This window comes from Colwellia sp. RE-S-Sl-9 (assembly GCF_048296855.1).
Classification (GTDB): Bacteria; Pseudomonadota; Gammaproteobacteria; order Enterobacterales; family Alteromonadaceae; genus Pseudocolwellia.
This window is the reverse complement of the sequence record NZ_CP182631.1, coordinates 2,705,923-2,725,359: the sequence shown is the minus strand read 5'-3', so window position 1 is coordinate 2,725,359 and position 19,437 is coordinate 2,705,923. Positions and strand designations below refer to the sequence as shown.

Here is a 19,437-nt window from a genome sequence, read left to right as displayed (position 1 = left end):
CTGCCATTGTCAGTTTATCTAAAATGAAGCAATATTACTTTATTTAAAAGTTATTTAGCTTTAATGACTGACGCGCGGTGCATATAAAAGGTGACTGGTTTTGATGATGCAATAACCTTGCCTTTTGCGTTTAATAGAACTAATTTTATTTGATGCTCGCCACGTTCTATATCTCGTAATGCAAACATTGAGTGAGTTTGAGGTGCTTTATAAGGGGTATCGTCGATAATAAGTTGAATGGTTAAACCTTGTTTGAATACAGGTATTATTCTTCCTGATACATGTACAGAGCCAGTATTGTCTCGAATAGTTGAATTGTTGGTAGGCCTGATAATCTCAACTTCAAATTTATCTTCAATTTTCTTGGGTTTAATATCTAGAATTGATGTATCTATTGAAGGTGAAATGTTTTGATTCTCTGAATTGATTTCTATTTCTTCCGCACCAGGTTTTGGGCTGTCAGAAAAGACTAATACACCCGTTTCATCTCGCCATACATATACTTTGGCTGAGGTTGCATACACTGGGGTAAGCAATGATAAGATTAACAGGAATAAAACAAATACTTTTAAAATATACAATGAGTAACGTCCAATTTCTAAATACTTATATAATCTAGCAAAATATCAGATTATTACCACAAAAAAAGCCCACCTGAGTGGGCTTTTTAATTAATTAGACAAAAAAGCTAATTAAACACTGTAGTACATATCAAACTCAACTGGGTGAGTTGTCATATTTAGTAAAGAAACTTCTTCACGTTTTAAATCTATGTAAGCGTTAATCATGTCGATATCCATAACGCCACCAGCAGTTAAAAATTCATTATCAGCTTCAAGCGCGTCTAATGCATCTCCTAGAGAAGTCGCAACTTGTGGAATTTGTGCTGCTTCTTCAGCTGGTAAGTCATATAGATCTTTATCCATAGCGTCACCAGGGTGAATTTTATTTTTAATTCCGTCAAGGCCCGCCATTAATAAAGCAGAGAATGCTAAATAAGGGTTAGCTGCAGGATCTGGGAAACGAGCTTCGATACGTACCGCTTTTGGAGATGGAACAATTGGAATACGGATAGAAGCTGAACGGTTACGTGCAGAGTATGCAAGCATAACAGGTGCTTCAAAATGAGGCACTAAACGTTTGTATGAGTTAGTTGATGGGTTAGTAAATGCATTAAGCGCTTTAGCGTGCTTGATGATACCACCAATGTAGTAAATAGCTAATTCAGATAATCCGCCGTATTTATCACCAGAGAATAAGTTAACACCATCTTTAGCAAGAGATTGATGCACATGCATACCAGAACCGTTATCACCTACTAAAGGCTTAGGCATAAATGTAGCTGTTTTTCCGTATGCGTGAGCAACGTTATGAACAACATACTTGTAAATTTGTACTTCATCAGCTTTTTTAACTAACGTATTAAAACGACAAGCAATTTCGTTTTGACCAGCAGTAGCTACTTCATGGTGATGTGCTTCAACAACTAAGCCCATTTCTTCCATTACTAAACACATAGCTGAACGAATATCTTGTGATGAATCTACTGGAGATACTGGGAAGTAACCGCCTTTAACACCAGGTCGGTGACCCATGTTACCTTCTTCATATTCAGTACCAGAGTTCCAAGCGGCTTCTTTATCATCAATTTTGTAGAATGAACCGCTCATATCTGTATGGAAACGAACATCATCAAAAAGGAAGAATTCAGGCTCTGGACCAATTAAAACAGTGTCTGCAATACCAGTAGAACGCATATACTCTTCAGCGCGATGAGCTACTGAACGAGGATCACGACTATAACCTTGCATTGTTGCAGGCTCTAAAATGTCACAACGAATGTTTAATGTAGGTGTTTCTGTAAATGGGTCAAGAACAGCTGATTCAGCGTCAGGCATCATAACCATGTCTGATTCGTTGATACCTTTCCAGCCTTGAATAGATGAACCATCGAACATTTTACCATCTTCAAAAAAGTCAGCATCTACTTGATGATGAGGAATAGAAACGTGTTGCTCTTTACCTTTTGAGTCGGTAAAACGTAAATCAACGAATTTAACATCGTTTTCTTTAATTAAATCTAAAACTGCTTGTGACATTGATAGTCTCCAGAGATATATGTTTTGTGAAAATTATAAACACAGTGTATTTACTTTATTATAGCTGAAGCTAAAACCATGCCAAATTTAAGTCTTTGATATACAATGGTTTAAGTTCGTCTAAAATGTTATTTTGCACCATTTTGGTGTTATTGTTGCTCTTTTTTGGTGCGTCGCATTAAGCCTGCTCAAGAGAACGCGTAAACATTAGCATAATGTGATTATTTATTCGAGGAATAGAAAATTATATTTCACGTTATTCGACTATATTTATGTTCATCTGTGCTGTATAATTCGCGCCCAATTATAGCCTATTGAGCAAAGAAGCCTGTGTTAGAGAAATTACGTAATGTTGCGATCATCGCCCACGTTGACCATGGTAAAACTACCCTAGTCGATAAATTATTAAGTCAATCAGGTACGTTAGACGCAAGAAGCGGTCTAGAAGAACGTACGATGGACTCAAACGATATCGAAAAAGAACGCGGTATCACCATCTTAGCGAAGAATACAGCAATTAACTGGGGAGAATACCGAGTAAACATCGTAGATACTCCTGGTCATGCTGATTTTGGCGGTGAAGTTGAACGTGTTATGTCAATGGTTGATTCTGTGCTTCTTATTGTAGATGCGCAAGAAGGTCCAATGCCACAAACTCGTTTTGTAACTAAAAAAGCGTTTGCTCAAGGTTTAAAACCAATTGTTGTTATTAACAAAATTGATAAGCCTGGTGCTCGCCCTGAATGGGTTATGGATCAAGTTTTTGATTTATTTGATAACTTAGGTGCAACGGACGATCAGTTAGATTTTAAAGTGGTTTATGCTTCAGCAATTAACGGTTGGTCTTCTTTAGAAGAAGATGTTGTTGGCGAAGATATGACTCCTTTATTCCAAACAATAATCGACGAAGTACCGGCTCCAAATGCTGATGCGGATGGCGCATTCCAAATGCAGATTTCTCAACTTGATTACAGCTCTTATTTAGGTGTTATCGGTGTTGGTCGTATTACGCGTGGTTCTGTTAAACCTAATCAACAAGTTACTGTTGAAGGTGCTAACGGTAAATTACATAACGGCAAAGTAGGTAAAGTTTTTGGTTACTTAGGTTTAGAGCGTCACGAAAGTGAAATAGCTCATGCTGGTGATATTATTGCTATTACCGGTTTGGGTGAACTTAAAATTTCAGATACCATTTGTTGTCCAAATGAAGTTGTTGCATTACCGCCATTATCTGTTGATGAACCTACTATCAACATGACGTTCCAAGTAAACACTTCACCATTCTGTGGCCAAGAAGGTAAGTTTGTTACGTCACGTAATATCAAAGAGCGTTTAGATAAAGAGCTTATTCATAACGTTGCTTTACGTGTTGAACAATTAGATGATGCTGATAAGTTTAAAGTATCAGGCCGTGGTGAACTTCACTTAGGTATATTAATTGAAAACATGCGTCGTGAAGGCTATGAATTAGCTGTTTCACGTCCTGAAGTTATTATCCGTGAAGTAGACGGTCAACTTGAAGAGCCTTATGAGTCAGTGACTATCGATGTTGAAGAAGCGCATCAAGGTCCTATCATGGAGAAAATGGGGGTTCGTAAAGCTGAATTAACTGATATGGCACCAGATGGTAAAGGTCGTATTCGTATGGACTTTATTATGCCAAGCCGTGGTTTAATTGGTTTCCAAACTGAATTTATGACATTAACGTCGGGTTCTGGTTTGATCTACCATACTTTCCTAGAGTACGGACCTCATAAAGGTGGTGAAATCGGTCAGCGCTTGAATGGTGTAATTATCGCTAACGCTACTGGTAAAGCATTAACTAACGCATTATTTAACTTACAATCTCGTGGACGTTTATTTATCGGTCATGGTGTAGATGTTTATGAAGGTCAAATCATTGGTATTCATAGCCGTGATAATGACTTAACAGTTAACGCGTTAAAAGGTAAGCAATTAACTAACGTTCGTTCTTCTGGTACAGATGAAGCGCAAACATTAACGCCACCTATTATCATGTCTTTAGAGCAAGCTCTAGAGTTTATTGATAATGACGAACTTGTTGAAGTAACACCTGATAGCATTCGTATACGTAAAAAGTTCTTGAAAGAGAATGAGCGTAAACGTGAAGGTCGTTCAGCTAAATAGTTTTTAAAATATTTATTGTAAAAGCCATTGCTAATAGCGATGGCTTTTTTTTGTCTTTAATAATAGAACAGGTAATACCAAGTTCATTAAATTATCTCACGAGAGCATGTTGACCTTTTGGGTATAAATTTGTTGTACAAATATACCGCAAAGGTCTACACATTCTAATACTCTTAAGAGATATTGTATAAAAATTAAGGTATGGGTATAAAAGCCCTATTGCTTTCTGAGTAAGTGATAACAGCCAAGTGTGTGCGACATCTCTTAAAAAAATGTAAGCAATAAAATTCAACTGACAATGTTTTATTTTTATACAGATATAAACACTTGTTTATACTGTTTTTCTTTAAATAAGTTAATTAAATTCACCTATATATTATGGAATTAATGTGCTGATAGTCTCTTTTTATGACTGGCTGAAACTATAAACCGAACTACACTTAACTTAGCTTTTATAAATTTATTAATAGAATTAACTGTTTTATTAATAGGCTAAGGTAGGTTGATAATATGAAAAAAATAGAAATGACAAGATTGAATTTACTTTTTGAAAAAATGGTATCTAACGGAGCCAATATGAAAGAACAAAGAGAGCTAACAGAGCTTTATAAAACTTTTATTGATGAGGACAGGGAAGGGGTTAATAAAGTTACGCCTTTGTATTCAGAGAAACGTGTTGGGTAATTATGGCTTAAAGCTTTCAGAAGTAAAACTTAAGCCATTACCATACTAAAATAACATCTATTCAGATGATCTATATCTTGCCGCATCAATAATTGCCCATAAATGCATAACAGGTCCTAATACCCACCCTATAAGTATGATTGTCGTTGCCCAAGCTGCTGTAGTAAATACAAAAAATAAGATGGCTGCTAATATTCTGCCTTGTACTAATTGCCCTAAGCCGGGAATGAATATATTACAAATGGCAGCTAAAACATTACCGCCCGAACCTTGATCTGACATAATTAAACCTCGTTAAATAGATATATTGATTTACTAAATTATAACCATTTATACAGAAAAGTCGTTTATCTTTATTTGTATTTACAGCTCGCCACACATTAAAAACTTACAGGCTTGGTATAATTTCGTTTCGTGTTACTAAGAATAAGTCTATCATACTATTATTGATGGACTTTTTAAAAATCGAATTGTGAAAATATGAATTTTTACGAAAAAGTAAGAAATTACGCACATTGGAAAACAATCGCAAAATTCGCTATTTACCTATTTAAAAGAGTGAAATATGAACAAATACACGTTGTTGCTGGTTATTTGTCTTATGTTACTTTAATGTCGCTAGTGCCCCTTATGGTGGTTATGTTATCTATCATGACGGCCTTTCCTATATTTTCAGATATTAAAGAGGTTGTAGAAGGGGTTATTTATAATAACTTCGTGCCAACTTCTGGCGATGTTGTTCAACATCATCTTACAGGCTTTGTTGATAATGCTTCTAAAATGTCAGCTATTGCTGTTTCCTTTCTTTTCTTATTCGCTTTACTGCTTATTTCAGCTATAGATAAAACGTTTAATCGGATATGGAACGTGAATAAACCTAGACGAATCGTCACTTCATTTTCAATGTATTGGATGGTGCTAACATTAGGGCCAATTCTTGCTGGTGGCAGCATTGTTGTTACCTCGTATATTGCGTCGTTGGTGTCTTTAGGTGATTATGATGTATACGGAGTTGCTAACATTTTTTTAAGATTATTACCTTTACTGGCTTCAGCTGGCGGATTTTTAGTTTTATATATGATTGTTCCGAACAAAATGGTAGTTTTTAAATATGCATTAACTGGTGCCGTAACTGCAGCCATTTTATTTGAGTTTGCTAAAAAAGGTTTTGCATTTTATGTAACTCAATTACCTTCATATCAAGCTATTTACGGAGCATTGGGTACCATTCCTATCTTATTTTTGTGGGTCTATCTTTCTTGGCTAGTTACCTTGGTTGGGGCTGTTTTAACGGTAGCTTTACAGGATTTTAGTGATGAACAAGTAGAACAAAATAATAAATAATGTGAGGTGAATTATGTCTAGAACACTTTTCCCTAAAATAACTGACTATAAGCAAGAATGGTTAGAAGTAGGAGATGGTCATCAATTGTATCTGGAGCAATCAGGCAATCCTGATGGCATACCTGTGTTGTATTTGCATGGTGGTCCAGGTGGCGGAACGAGTGAAAATCATCGGCGTTATTTTGATCCTAATCTTTATCGTATCATTTTGTTTGATCAACGAGGCTGCGGGCAATCTAAACCAGCTCCCAGTATTAACAATAATAATACTCAAGCCTTGGTTAATGATATAGAAAAAATAAGAGAACACTTAAACGTCACTAAATGGCTCATTAGTGGCGGTTCATGGGGAAGTACACTCGCTATGGTTTACGGTATTGCTCATCCCGAAAATGTACTAGGTTTTATATTAAGAGGTATATTTTTAGGGACGCAAGCTGAGTATGATTGGTTGTATAGGCCTGCAGGAGCACAACGTTTTTTTCCTGAATACTACAATGAATTTATTGAACATATGACAGAAGATGAGCAGTGTGACCCGCTTGCTTATTATCATAAAAAACTGCATTCAGAAAATGAAATTGCAGCTATTTCAGCCAGTAAAGATTGGTACTTATGGGAATTAAGGCTTTCTAGTTTAGAGCATCACCATATTGGTATGCTACAGGTAGAAGATGCTCATCAAGCACTATGCATGGCTAAAATATCAAGTCATTACTTTATTCAAAATGCTTTTATACAAGAGAATTATATTTTGAATAACCTTTATAAAATTAAGGATATTCCCGCTATTTTGATACATGGTCGATATGACATGGTATGCCAATTATATATTGCTCAAAAAGTTGCTGACCAATGGGATAATGCACATCTTCATGTTCTGCCTTGTGCTGGTCATAGTGGTTTTGAAAGACAAACCATAGACGCTTTTTGTAAAGCGACAGACACCATGGCTGAATTTTTAAATGAAAAAACAAAGTAAATAATTATATGATTGCGTTATTACAAAGAGTGTCGCAAGCCAGCGTTACCGTAGATGATAAAATTACCGGTGAAATAGGCAAAGGGTTATTAGTGTTTGTGGCAGTTGAGCCAACAGATTGTGAAGCAAAGGCAAAGCGTTTAGCTGAAAGAGTTGCTGGTTATCGTGTTTTTGAAGATGAACAAGGTAAAATGAACCTTAACGTAAAACAAGTTGAAGGAGAAATTTTAGTTGTCTCTCAATTTACCTTAGCTGCTGATACATCAAGAGGTATGAGACCAAGTTTTACTCATGCTGCACCAGCTGAAATAAGTAATGGCTTGTATGAAAGCTTTTGTGAAAACTTAAGATCTTTAGGGTTTAAAGTACCTACAGGTATTTTTGGTGCCGATATGAAAGTGAGCTTATTGAATGATGGTCCTGTTACTTTTAGGTTAACCTGCTAGTTATTTAACTTAAGTTCAAATTCTGTATAAAACGAGTCAAACGAATGACAAAAAACAGTGCGAGTATTATCGGATGTGGCTGGTTAGGTAAAGCGTTAACACGTGAGTTAGTGAATCTGCAGTATTCGGTCGTTGTTTCTACTCAGCATCAAGAAAAGGCAGCCGCTTTATCAGAACTAGGTGCTCAAGTTGAATGTTTTACTTTATCTAATATCAAACCAACAGCAGATGATTTTAAGTTATCTCTATTCCAACAGTCTTGTTTGATCATCGCTATACCTCCTATGATCCGTCAAGGTAAAACAGATTATCCGGATAAAATAAAGCATATTGTGCAACTTGCACAAGCAGGCAGTGTAAAGCAACTTATTATGATCAGCTCTACTGCCATTTATAATGGTTTAACTGGTGATGTAGATGAAAATGCTGAGTTAGAACTCTCTTCAGAAAAAACAGAAATTATCCATCAAGCTGAACAGCAAGCTATGGAGTTTCAAGGCGAAACTATTGTTCTAAGGTTTTCGGGTTTAGTGGGGCCAGAGAGGCACCCAGGTAAATTTTTAAAAGATGGTAGGAAATTATCAGACCCTAACGCAATCACTAATCTTATTCATCAGCAAGATGCCGTAGGTTTATTACTTGGCTTAATTAATCAACCTTATCATACCGCTATTTATAATGGTTCTAGTTATACGCATGTTTATAAGCGTGATTACTATGAAAAGGCGGCTCAGGCTATTGGCTATTCTAAACCAGAGTTTTTAGAGCCTGACCTTAAAAAAAGTGACTCACTTCAGTTAAGTAAAAAAATCATATCAAGTAAAATAAGACAAAAACTAAATTACACTTTTCAACATGATGATTTATTAATATGGTTAGAGAATCATTAGTTAACTGTTTATGATAAAATTTCACCAGTATTAGTATATTTAGTTGTAGTAAAGACTTAAATATAAATTCAATAATTTCCAATTAACCTACAGTATTTTAATAACTTATGACATGGTTCAAAAACAAAACATTTTATTTGTTTGTTGTGTTATTAACACACGTTTCTCTACTCGACCTTTTTTTTGTAACGAATAAAGGGCTAGTCTTTTTAGTGGATAAAAACCTAGAAATTAAAACGATTGTTACTCATCTTCTTATTATTTTTGTCAGTGTTGGTTTTTATGTTCTGCTTAATGTGGGTATGAGTAGTTATAGGAAAACGAATACGAAAGTGAGCGACTTTACATGGGTAATATGGTCTGTAGTGCTTATCTTAGGCATTGGTTTTGTACTGGTTTAGTGAGTTAATATTTATAGCCACTACTATGCAAAATAGGCGCTTCTTGAGTATAGAACAACTCGCACAACTTGATTGTTAGTTTGATGTAACCCATTAATAGTATTAATGAAAGGGACGTTGTGATTTAAACCTGTACAAATGAGTCGCTAAGTTCTAATCTAATTATTGTATTAATTGTGGTTTTTTCTATCGTTTTTGATTAGAAATTATATATTTTATTCCTTGTGAACAGAGTATAAATATGGACTTTTTTATTCAGCGTTTTTCTCAAACCAGCTTAGGTCTATTCCTAGGTATTCTTTTTTTTATGTCTTTTCCTGCTTTTTCTGCAACATCGGTCTCAACTTTTACAACAATAAGTTTAGCTTTTATTTTGGGATTAAGTTTCCCTGTAACACTGATCGCATTGTTGTATAAATCTAAACTCGCTTTTAAATTACGTTTTTTTATTTTGCAAACATTTAGTTTGATGGGGATATTATATTTTGTGGCCTTTTACGGGCAAGCGGGCATAACAATACCTTTAACTTTTTCGATGTTATATCTTGTGTTTCTCTATTTTAGTAAGTCACACAAACACATTGATTCGCCAATAAATATAGCAATAATTAGTCATGCTATGGTCTTGATTTTAGCGGCAACATACATAGCAGTTATTTGTTTTTACTCTAATACAAATGGTTATATTCTGTGGGTTGTGGCGAGTGGAATTGTGCTTGCGTTAATTGCCGTTAAAATTAAGTATGCTTGCGAAAATTTAGCTACTTTTATGCATGAAATTGTAATGCAATGGGGGCCTGCTTTTTATTTTTCTGTTGCGGTGTTTTTATGGGTTTATGGCGAAATTGATACGCAATGGTTCATCATAAACAGTGTGGGGTCTTATGCAATATTATTACTTATAAATTCTTGGAAAGTAATCAAAAAAATTAATAAAGAAAATGCTGAGCATGGGGGAAGGTTAGGGTTAGCACAAATGGGCTTGGCTAAAACACCAAAAGATGTTTCGACTAATTTACCTTCTCAGCAAGAAGCAGTTCAAGTTATAAATAAGTTATTAAAAAATCAAAAAAATACTAATCTTGCCATTATTGTATTTAAGCCTATCAACTTTAAACAAGTAAATAAAATATTGGGTCATCATAACTCAGACATACTACTTCTCCAGCTCGCTTACTGCTTACAAAAAAGTGTCGAAAACAATGACCGTCTCATTAATTTTAATAGTCGTAATGAGCCTATCCGTGTTGCGCGTTTACAAGGGTTGCATTTTTTAGTTGCTTTACAATTAAAAGAGAATGACACCTATGAGAATGACCTAGTCGAACAGCTTTGCCAAGAATTAATGCTTGCGGTCCCTGATGCGATGAGTTTTAAGAGTTTTTCATTAAACTTCGAATTAACTTTCGGTATTTCTTTTTTAGGTGAGCAAGGAAATGGCTTATCTCAGGTAATTGCCCATGCTGAAGATGCATTACTTTCATCAGAAAATAAGCAGCTTCCTTTAAGTTATTTTAATAAAGATGAAGTGATTTATACTGAACGTCATTTATTACAAATGGAGCGTTTGAAAAACGATATTATCGAAGATAATCTTTATTGGTATGTACAACCTCAAACACGATTAAGAGACCGAAAGCTGGTAGGGTTTGAGTTATTAGTACAATGGCATAATACTGATAATGTTCCTCTTACTTTCCAAGATTTTATTGATATAGCTGAACATAGCGGTGAAATATATTTATTAACCAAGCAAATGATCACACGAGCATTTAAGCTGATTTTAAAACTACAGAGAGTTTCAAATTATGAAACTGTTTCTATTAAATTATGGAGTCAGTATTTATTAGAACCTGATTTAGTGAGTTTTATAGAAAAACAAATAGCAACATATAATGTGCCTGCTAAATATTTAATTATAGAGTTACCCGAAGAGGTTGTGCTTTCTGCCGGCGTTAGAGCAAAGACAATTATTGATGAGCTCAAATCATTAAATATAAATATAGGAATTTCCGACTTTTCAGGAAGTTATGAGTCACTTCGTTATATAAGGAAAATGGCTGTTCATCAGGTGAAAATTGATTGTGAACATATAGGGAGAACCGATGATGACTCTGAAAAGGCGATTATTACAGCACTTGTCGATTTAACTCAGAAAATGAATTTACCCCTAATTGGTACGTCAATAAACGATAAATTAACAGAACAAGCATTTACTTTAATTGGCGGTGAACTTGCACAAGGAGATGTGGTAGATAAGGGCGTTACAACCGATAAAATAGATACTTGGGTTACCACGTGGAATGGCTTGTATAACCCAGCTTAAAGTGAAAAAAGGTTATTTAGTTTGCCATAACAATAAAATTATTATGGCAAACTAATGTAATTTTCAAATGTTAAATTGTTAAGATTAACTAATATCTAATGGATCTGGAGAGAGGATGATGCCAGTATTGTCAGCATATAAATAATCATCAGGTAAGAAGGTGACACCACCGAAATTAATGGCTAAATCATTTTCACCGGCTTCGCTTGTTGATGCGCCTACGGGGATAGAAACTAAGCTTTGTATACCAATGTCAACTTCTTCTAAAGCATCTACATCGCATACACTTCCATAACAAATAATGCCTTCCCAACCATTTTCTGCAGCTGCTTCAATAATATTAATATTAAGTAGCGCTCTGCGGGTTGAACCACCGCCATCAATAACCATAACTTTGCCTTCACCATCTGTGGCAGCAAGTTTAGCTATTAAGCCATTATTTTCGAAACACTTTATTGTAACTACTTTTCCGCCGAAAGAATGACGTCCACCATAGTTACTAAATATAGGGTCGACTACATCAACTAAATCAGTATAGATAGAGCATAGCTCGGTAGTATTATATTCCATGGGTGTTTCCTAGCGTTATGTAACAAGTTTCCTAAGAAGCTTTAGTATAACTAGCTTGAGATAAGGTTCAACTATCTATTTTTTAAAGAAGGGGCATTTAAGCACTTTTAGGTTATTGGTTTGAAGTTAATAGACTCTTCTCTACTGTTAGTGCTTGATAAACTTGTAGTATATTGCGACCAGTTAGATTCAAAATCGTTTGATAAAAGAAGTAATTCGTTATCAGAATAAATGTCGTTAAAGCCATCATCAAAGCTAAATCTATGACCATGTTTTCCTAAAGGCTCTATCGAAATAATGCGGACATTTTTTTTATGGTATACGTTAGGGATAGTTGTGGTACTTTTAGGTGAATTAGCTTTATGACATTCTGTAGGCGAGAATATTCGTAAATATTCATAATTTAATGAAAGGGTTTTATTTTGTTGAGGTGGTATATCGTTGAATACGATGTTTAATGCTTTTTGATTAGCCTTAAGTACAAATTTTGATATGTTTGACATCTTACTAATCCCACTATGAATAAATAAGAGAGAAATTTAAGTGATCAAATTTCTCTCTTATGGTTTATTAAGTTATAAAATAAAACGACTTAAGTCTTCGTTTTTCACTAACTCAGTTAAGGTGTTTTCTACGTAAGTACTATCAATCTTGATGGTTTCACCTGAACGTTCGTCAGCATTAAATGAAACTTCTTCAACAAGTCGTTCCATCATAGTGTGTAAACGACGTGCGCCAATATTTTCTGTACTTTCGTTAACTTGCCAAGCTGCGTTTGCTAATGCGCTTATGCCGTCTTCAGTAAACTCAATCGTTAATCCTTCAGTAGCCATTAATGCGATATATTGCTCAGTAAGCGATGCATTTGGCTCTGTTAATATACGAACAAAGTCTTGCGTGGTTAATGCTTTGAGTTCTACACGAATAGGTAAACGCCCTTGTAACTCAGGAATTAGGTCTGAAGGTTTACACATTTGGAATGCGCCAGAAGCAATAAACAAGATGTGATCTGTTTTGATCATGCCATGCTTAGTGCTTACTGTTGAGCCTTCTACTAAAGGTAATAAGTCACGTTGAACACCTTCGCGAGAAACGTCAGGGCCTGAAGAGTCTCCACGCTTACAGATTTTATCTATTTCATCAATAAATACGATACCGTTTTGTTCAACAGACTCAATCGCTTTTTGTTTGATATCGTCTTGATTAACTATTTTGGCCGCTTCTTCTTCTTGAAGTATTTTAAAGGCTTTTTTAATAGTTAATTTACGTTTTTTGGTTTTGTCGTTAGACATGCCTTGAAACATGTTTTGCAATTGCGACGTCATCTCTTCCATGCCAGGAGGAGCCATAATTTCAACACCCATTTGTGGTGCTGCTAAGTCTAATTCAATTTCTTTATCGTCAAGCTGTCCTTCACGTAATTTCTTACGAAATACTTGGCGAGTACTTGAATTGTTAGTTTCTTCTTCATTACCGAAAGAGTCGCGAGGATTAGGGATAAGCACATCTAAAATACGTTCTTCTGCTGCTTCTTCAGCTAAATGTTTAACGCGAGCCATTTCTTGTTCTTTCGTTAACTTAATTGCCATATCGGCAAGATCACGAATAATACTTTCAACTTCTTTACCGACATAACCTACTTCAGTAAATTTAGTCGCTTCTACTTTAATAAATGGGGCGTTAGCAAGTTTTGCAAGCCTACGTGCAATTTCTGTTTTACCTACACCTGTAGGTCCAATCATTAAAATATTTTTAGGGGTTACTTCTGCGCGCAACTCTTCATTAAGTTGCATACGACGCCATCGGTTACGTAAGGCTATAGCAACGGCTCTTTTGGCGTCACTTTGACCAACTATGTGGCTATCTAATTCGGAAACAATTTCACGAGGTGTCATGTTCGACATGCTAATTCCTTAAAACTGATAATTTATAACTCATCAATGGTATGTTGATGATTGGTAAATACACAAATATCGCCCGCTATTTTTAGCGATTTTTCAACAATTTCTCTGGCTGATAAGTCGGTATTTTCAAATAGTGCGGTTGCCGCTGCTTGAGCAAAATTACCACCACTACCAATAGCAACGAGATCGTGCTCAGGCTGAACAACGTCGCCGTTACCGGTAATGATTAATGATGCTGTTTCATCAGCCACGACTAAAAGCGCTTCAAGCTTTCTTAAAGCACGGTCACTTCGCCAATCTTTAGCGAGCTCTACCGCAGCTTTTGTTAAATGGCCTTGGTGTTGCTCTAGTTTACTTTCAAAGCGTTCAAATAAAGTAAATGCATCAGCAGTGCCACCGGCAAAACCTGCTAGCACTTTATCATTGTATAAACGTCGAACTTTGCGAGCGTTTCCTTTCATTACGGTATTGCCAAGCGATACTTGGCCATCACCAGCAATAGCTACTTTGCCATTGCGTCTTACTGAAACGATAGTAGTCACATTAACCCCTAATAGATTAACCAGCATACTTATGTATGCCGGTATTTAATGTATGTGTATGTTCAATAAGTAGGGGTGCTAGGTGGGGTTTTCAAGGATAGGAGTGTAATTATTTCCATAACCAAATTTGACAATAATTAATTTTGTTGTTTTTTAGTTTGTGTTTGTCTTTTTCTGCATCACGTTTTTTTTCATACGGACCAAGAAAAACTTTATAATAAGTACCGTTAGAACCCACTGATTTACTTATTTGTGCAGAAAGTCCCACAAAGGCTATTTGGGCCTTTAGTACTTCAGCTTGTTTAAGGGTTCTTAAAGATGCACATTGCATTTTATATGGGCCACCTTTTTTTACATCATATTGGCCTACTTCAATTTTTTTGTCTTCTAACTCTTTGCGGTAAGCCCATTTTTCTTTTGGAGGAGTAGGTAAGCTTGTTTCCGCTTTAGCTTTTTCTTCTACTAAAGGTGCCGTAGTCTCTTGTGGAGAAGTATCATTATCTTTAATGCTCCATAAAAAATACGTGAAAGCACAAATAATAATTAGGGTAAATAAGCCGATAAGTTTAACTTTTACCGGTAAACCTTTAGGTAGTTCTTTAGAGCCCTTTTTGTAAGGACTCTTTTTTGTATTGCGTGGGCGAGAAACGTAATCTTGATGTGCCATGGGAAACTAATTTTACAGGAAAAAATAAGAAGTAATTTTAACGAACTTGTTAATAAATGATACTGTTTTTATTCATATCATTTATACAAGATAAGATCAGAGTGAATTTTCAACTAAGTAGTGGTGTTGTTACCAACTTAAATCTATTGGATCTATGTCGACAGACCAACGTACTTTTGACTGCCATTCGTTGTTTGGGATCAATTGTAACATTTGGTAAATGGCTTGATGTAAATGCTTACGGGTTTTTGATTGCACAATAAGATGAAAGCGATATTTACCACCTCGCTTTTCCATTGCTGCAGGTAAGGGACCAGCAAGTTCACATCCTTCGTATGAAGTCGCACATATTTCACGTAAAAATTTATCAGGGTAAGAAGGGTAATTTGCTTCGGCTCTAAATAGTGCTTGAAAACCAAATGGAGGTAAATAAGCTTGCTTACGTTCAGTCAACGCATATTCTGCAAAGTGTTTATAACCATTATTAACAAGATCTTGTAATAATGGGTGCTCGGGATAAGCGGTTTGTACTAATACTTTCCCTGGCTTACTTTCCCTACCTGCTCGACCAGCCACCTGAACCAGTAATTGGGCCATGTGTTCTGCAGCTCTGAAATCGAAACTGAACAGTGCTCCATCAATATCCAGCATCGCAACTAAGGTAACATCAGGAAAGTGATGTCCTTTAGCGAGCATTTGAGTGCCTAATAATATTTGATGTTTCTTTTCTGTGACCTCTTGCAGTAACTTGGCTAGCTCTCCTTTTTTTCGTGTGCTGTCTCTATCTATTCTGACACTACTTGCGTCTGGAAACAGCTCACTAATGCGTTGTTCAAGCTGTTCAGTACCTTGTCCTAAAGGTTTGATACGAACACTACCACAACTATCACATTGCGCGGGTACACGTCTTTGACTACCGCAATGATGACACATGAGTAGTTGTTTACTTTGATGCAAGGTATATGGTTTATTACAACGTTTGCATTCAGGGATCCAATGGCATTCTTGGCAATTAATGGCTGGCGCGTAACCTCTACGGTTTAAAAATATTAATACTTGTTCGCCTCGCTCAATGGTTTTCTTAATTTCACTTTTTAAAGTGTCGGATAAACCATGTTCCATTTGATGTTGAGCAATGTTGATCAAGTGAATTTTCGATGTACTACTATTACCCGCCCGATTGAGTAATTGATGGTAATGATATTTACCTGAAAGTGCATTATGCAAAGACTCTAGGCTAGGTGTCGCACTGCCTAATATAATAGGAATGTCTAGCTGGCGGGCTCTTAAAATAGCCATGTCTCGAGCATTATATCTAAAGCTGTCTTGTTGCTTGAACGAGCCGTCGTGTTCTTCATCAATAATAATCATACCGAGTTGATGCAAGGGGGTGAAAATAGCAGAGCGGGTACCTATTACAATAGCTGAACTACCGCGTTGCGCTTCAAGCCATGTTTGTAATCTTTCATTATTATTTAAGCCAGAATGATGCAAACAAGTCGGCACATTAAAACGCTGTTCAAAACGGTTAAGGGTTTGCGGAGTTAGGCCTATTTCAGGTACAAGCACAAGTACTTGTTTATTGGCTGCCAATATTGTTTCCATGGCTTGTAAGTAAACTTCGGTTTTACCACTACCTGTAATACCATCAATTAAGTGGCAAGAAAAACACTCGTTGGTTTGTTCAATGGCTGACAATACAACCGCTTGCTCAGTAGACAAAGTAAGTTTGTTCTCGCTATTTAATGAAGATTCAGTCCATTTAAATAGGGTTGGCTGTCTCTCTTCTTGTTCAATAAAACCTTTTGTTTCTAATGCGGTTAACTGCGACTTTGTATAACCTAAGGTACGTAACTCTGCCCATGTAATTGACAAGTGTTTATCAATTAATTGATGTAAAGCGTATTGTTTAGCCGCTTTAGTTTTCAACTTTTCTAATAAAGTGCGATCGATATTTTTAGCCGATACCCAAATGAGAGGAAGTGATACGTCAGGTTGTTTTACTTGTCGTAAAAGTACCGGTAGGGCTTGTTGCAAAACATCACCTATAGGGTGGTGATAGTAGTCAGCACAGCGCTGTAAAAATTGTAATAGTGGCGCATCAAAATGAAAATTATCAACGACTCGGCTGGTAATGTTTTTGAGCTTGTTCAGTGGTAGTTCGGTTTGTTCGCTCACTGACAATACAACGCCAATAACTTGTCTTGGTCCAAAGGAAACCGCCACACGTTCACCAATTTTAAGCGGTTTGTCTAATAAGTTAGGTGGAACAACATAAGTAAACAATTGTCGCAAAGGAACGGGAATAGCTATTTGTACAAAAAGAGGATTTCCTGATTGCGTCACTTGTTACAACTTATAAATGAATGATGACTTATTTTGACGTTTAAACGTTAACTTGCCAAGTTTGAAAACACGATAAAAGTGATTAAAGATAAAATAAGTAAAAACTCATTAAATTTGGTGGTTTTTACGCCAATATATATTGCTTAATAGCATTAATTAAATTACTATGCGCCTCCAAATTATTTAACTCGTATGGTGCTTGGCAGCAATTTGACTGATCAAGTGGCGATACGGCCTTACAGAGGTAACCCCCATGAAAGACGGTATTCATCCTAATTATGCAGAGTTCAAGGCAACTTGTTCTTGTGGTAATGTTATTACAACTCGTTCAACAGTAGGTAAAGATCTTTACTTAGACGTATGTTCAGAGTGTCACCCATTCTACACTGGTAAGCAAAAAGCTGCTGAAACTGGTGGTCGTGTTGATAAATTCAACAAACGTTTTGGTGCTCTTTCTAAGAAGTAAATCTTCTTTAAAGATAACATTATTGAAAAAAGCGCCTTGTGCGCTTTTTTTATGTTCGCAATTTAAGTTTAGCTTTTAAAATATAGGCTATATTTTCGTTAATGTTGGCTTTCTTTTATTCTTCTTTTTATCTATTTCTGCTACATTAGTCCCCATTCAATTTTACCCATTCCCTCATTCAGCAAGGTACGTAAATGGCCGATCGTAAGCCCGATAAATTTTTTAAAGACAGAAAATTTAAAACTGATACTCAAATGGACGAGCTAAAGGTTCCCCCTCATTCGTTAGAAGCGGAGCAGTCTGTTTTAGGTGGTTTGTTACTAGACAATGATACTTGGGATAGAGTGAGTGAAAAGGTGGTTGCCGAAGATTTTTATAGCCGCTCTCATCGTATTGTTTTTGAATGTATTGCCGTGTTGATTGAGCTAGGCGAACCTGTAGATTTAATTACCCTGTCTGAAAGCTTAGAAAACGATCAAAAATTAGATGCTGCTGGCGGTTTTGTTTATCTTGCTGAAATGATGAAAAACACGCCAAGTGCTGCCAACATTGTTGCTTACGCTGAAATTGTAAGAGAGCGAGCCGTAACGCGTGAGATGATCAGCGTTGCCAATGAAATCGCTGAAGCTGGTTATGACACTCAAGGTCGTACAAGTGCTGACTTACTTGATTTTGCTGAAACCAAAGTATTTGCTATTGCAGAGAAAAGAACCAATAAATCTGAAGGTCCTGCATCACTTAATTCTGTACTAGAGAAAACGGTAGATCGTATTGAGAAGTTGTGTTCATCGCCAACGAATGGTGTTACAGGTGTTTCTACAGGTTTTGCCGATTTAGATAAAATGACTGCTGGCTTACAAAAATCAGATTTGATCATTATTGCGGCACGTCCATCTATGGGTAAAACAACCTTCGCGATGAACTTGGCCGAAAATGCAGCAATGACATCAGACAAGCCTGCACTTATATTTAGTTTAGAGATGCCTGCTGATCAAATAATGATGAGGATGCTGGCGTCTTTAGGCCGTATTGACCAAACTAAAATTCGTACCGGTCAATTACAAGATGAAGATTGGGCTCGACTTTCTTCTACCATGGGATTACTCATGGAAAAAGGTAAAATGTACATTGATGACGCCGCAGGTTTAACACCTACTGAAGTTCGTTCAAGAGCAAGACGTATTCATCGTGATCATGGTGGTATTAGTATGATCATGATTGATTACCTTCAGTTGATGCGCGCACCTCAGTTTTCAGATAATCGTACTTTAGAAATTGCTGAAATTTCACGCTCGCTAAAAGCACTAGCGAAAGAATTAGAAGTACCGGTTGTTGCACTATCTCAGCTAAACCGTAGCTTGGAGCAGCGTTCAGATAAACGCCCGATCAACTCCGATTTACGTGAATCAGGTTCAATAGAGCAAGATGCCGATTTGATCATGTTTATTTATCGTGACGAGGTATATCACGACGATTCTGAATTTAAAGGTATGGCAGAAATTATTATTGGTAAGCAACGTAACGGCCCAATTGGCCGTGTACCGCTGACTTTCCAAGGTCAATTCTCTCGTTTTGATAACTATGCGGGTTCTCATGTACTTGAAGAAGATTAACTCTTTTTG

The 19,437-nt window shown here is 36.2% G+C and carries 19 protein-coding genes; 10 read left to right on the top strand and 9 right to left on the bottom strand.

Annotated elements, in window-relative coordinates:
• Window positions 1-50: 50 nt before the first annotated feature.
• Both ACM9HF_RS11745 and glnA read right to left on the bottom strand, forming a co-directional pair.
• Window positions 51-581 (bottom strand): DUF4124 domain-containing protein, encoded by a 531-nt coding sequence (locus ACM9HF_RS11745; RefSeq protein ID WP_473608334.1) that lies wholly within the window; start codon window positions 579-581, stop codon window positions 51-53.
• A 111-nt stretch (window positions 582-692) separates the two neighbouring features.
• Window positions 693-2,099, bottom strand: a complete 1,407-nt coding sequence (glnA, locus tag ACM9HF_RS11740; protein WP_473608331.1) for a glutamate--ammonia ligase — start codon at window positions 2,097-2,099, stop codon at window positions 693-695.
• 330 nt (window positions 2,100-2,429) lie between these two features.
• Between glnA and typA the strand changes: the two genes are divergently transcribed.
• Window positions 2,430-4,247, top strand: a complete 1,818-nt coding sequence (gene typA / locus ACM9HF_RS11735) for a translational GTPase TypA (RefSeq protein ID WP_473608328.1) — start codon at window positions 2,430-2,432, stop codon at window positions 4,245-4,247.
• A 510-nt stretch (window positions 4,248-4,757) separates the two neighbouring features.
• On the top strand, window positions 4,758-4,931 hold the full coding sequence (locus ACM9HF_RS11730) for a hypothetical protein (protein WP_473608324.1): 174 nt from the start codon (window positions 4,758-4,760) through the stop codon (window positions 4,929-4,931).
• 57 nt (window positions 4,932-4,988) lie between these two features.
• On the opposite strand, the gene ACM9HF_RS11725 is transcribed toward ACM9HF_RS11730, so the two are convergent.
• Window positions 4,989-5,213, bottom strand: coding sequence for a hypothetical protein (locus ACM9HF_RS11725; RefSeq protein WP_473608322.1), 225 nt, complete (start codon window positions 5,211-5,213; stop codon window positions 4,989-4,991).
• A 198-nt stretch (window positions 5,214-5,411) separates the two neighbouring features.
• Between ACM9HF_RS11725 and ACM9HF_RS11720 the strand changes: the two genes are divergently transcribed.
• The 6 genes from ACM9HF_RS11720 (at window position 5,412) to ACM9HF_RS11695 (ending at window position 11,320) form a co-directional block, all read left to right on the top strand.
• On the top strand, window positions 5,412-6,275 hold the full coding sequence (locus tag ACM9HF_RS11720; protein ID WP_473608318.1) for a virulence factor BrkB family protein: 864 nt from the start codon (window positions 5,412-5,414) through the stop codon (window positions 6,273-6,275).
• Between the two features lie 13 nt (window positions 6,276-6,288).
• The gene (gene pip, locus ACM9HF_RS11715; protein WP_473608314.1) at window positions 6,289-7,257 is read left to right on the top strand and encodes a prolyl aminopeptidase; all 969 of its coding nucleotides are present in this window, start codon (window positions 6,289-6,291) and stop codon (window positions 7,255-7,257) included.
• An 8-nt stretch (window positions 7,258-7,265) separates the two neighbouring features.
• Window positions 7,266-7,703, top strand: a complete 438-nt coding sequence (gene dtd / locus ACM9HF_RS11710; RefSeq protein ID WP_473608310.1) for a D-aminoacyl-tRNA deacylase — start codon at window positions 7,266-7,268, stop codon at window positions 7,701-7,703.
• Window positions 7,704-7,747: 44 nt separating this feature from the next.
• Complete coding sequence (locus ACM9HF_RS11705; protein WP_473608306.1) at window positions 7,748-8,593, top strand: Rossmann-fold NAD(P)-binding domain-containing protein; 846 nt, start codon at window positions 7,748-7,750, stop codon at window positions 8,591-8,593.
• A gap of 212 nt (window positions 8,594-8,805) precedes the next feature.
• On the top strand, window positions 8,806-8,994 hold the full coding sequence (locus ACM9HF_RS11700; RefSeq protein ID WP_473608303.1) for a hypothetical protein: 189 nt from the start codon (window positions 8,806-8,808) through the stop codon (window positions 8,992-8,994).
• 241 nt (window positions 8,995-9,235) lie between these two features.
• The gene (locus tag ACM9HF_RS11695) at window positions 9,236-11,320 is read left to right on the top strand and encodes an EAL domain-containing protein (RefSeq protein ID WP_473608299.1); all 2,085 of its coding nucleotides are present in this window, start codon (window positions 9,236-9,238) and stop codon (window positions 11,318-11,320) included.
• 84 nt (window positions 11,321-11,404) lie between these two features.
• On the opposite strand, the gene rraA is transcribed toward ACM9HF_RS11695, so the two are convergent.
• The 6 genes from rraA to priA form a co-directional block, all read right to left on the bottom strand.
• Window positions 11,405-11,890 (bottom strand): ribonuclease E activity regulator RraA, encoded by a 486-nt coding sequence (gene rraA, locus ACM9HF_RS11690; protein ID WP_473608294.1) that lies wholly within the window; start codon window positions 11,888-11,890, stop codon window positions 11,405-11,407.
• 107 nt (window positions 11,891-11,997) lie between these two features.
• Window positions 11,998-12,393 (bottom strand): gamma-butyrobetaine hydroxylase-like domain-containing protein, encoded by a 396-nt coding sequence (locus ACM9HF_RS11685; protein ID WP_473608291.1) that lies wholly within the window; start codon window positions 12,391-12,393, stop codon window positions 11,998-12,000.
• Window positions 12,394-12,465: 72 nt separating this feature from the next.
• Window positions 12,466-13,794, bottom strand: coding sequence for an ATP-dependent protease ATPase subunit HslU (gene hslU / locus ACM9HF_RS11680; protein WP_473608287.1), 1,329 nt, complete (start codon window positions 13,792-13,794; stop codon window positions 12,466-12,468).
• 23 nt (window positions 13,795-13,817) lie between these two features.
• Entirely contained in the window at window positions 13,818-14,336 is a 519-nt protein-coding gene (gene hslV / locus ACM9HF_RS11675) for an ATP-dependent protease subunit HslV (protein WP_076417304.1), read from the bottom strand.
• Between the two features lie 109 nt (window positions 14,337-14,445).
• Entirely contained in the window at window positions 14,446-15,003 is a 558-nt protein-coding gene (locus ACM9HF_RS11670; protein WP_473608281.1) for an SPOR domain-containing protein, read from the bottom strand.
• A 129-nt stretch (window positions 15,004-15,132) separates the two neighbouring features.
• Window positions 15,133-17,349 carry a primosomal protein N' gene (gene priA, locus ACM9HF_RS11665; RefSeq protein WP_473608278.1) on the bottom strand — a complete coding sequence of 739 codons (2,217 nt, stop codon included), beginning with the start codon at window positions 17,347-17,349 and terminating at the stop codon, window positions 15,133-15,135.
• A gap of 253 nt (window positions 17,350-17,602) precedes the next feature.
• Here priA and rpmE point away from each other — a divergent pair, with 253 nt between their 5' ends.
• Window positions 17,603-17,815 (top strand): 50S ribosomal protein L31, encoded by a 213-nt coding sequence (rpmE, locus tag ACM9HF_RS11660; protein ID WP_077342498.1) that lies wholly within the window; start codon window positions 17,603-17,605, stop codon window positions 17,813-17,815.
• A 194-nt stretch (window positions 17,816-18,009) separates the two neighbouring features.
• Window positions 18,010-19,428: a replicative DNA helicase gene (dnaB, locus tag ACM9HF_RS11655; protein ID WP_473608273.1), complete on the top strand. Its 1,419-nt coding sequence runs from the start codon at window positions 18,010-18,012 to the stop codon at window positions 19,426-19,428.
• Window positions 19,429-19,437 lie beyond the last annotated feature (9 nt).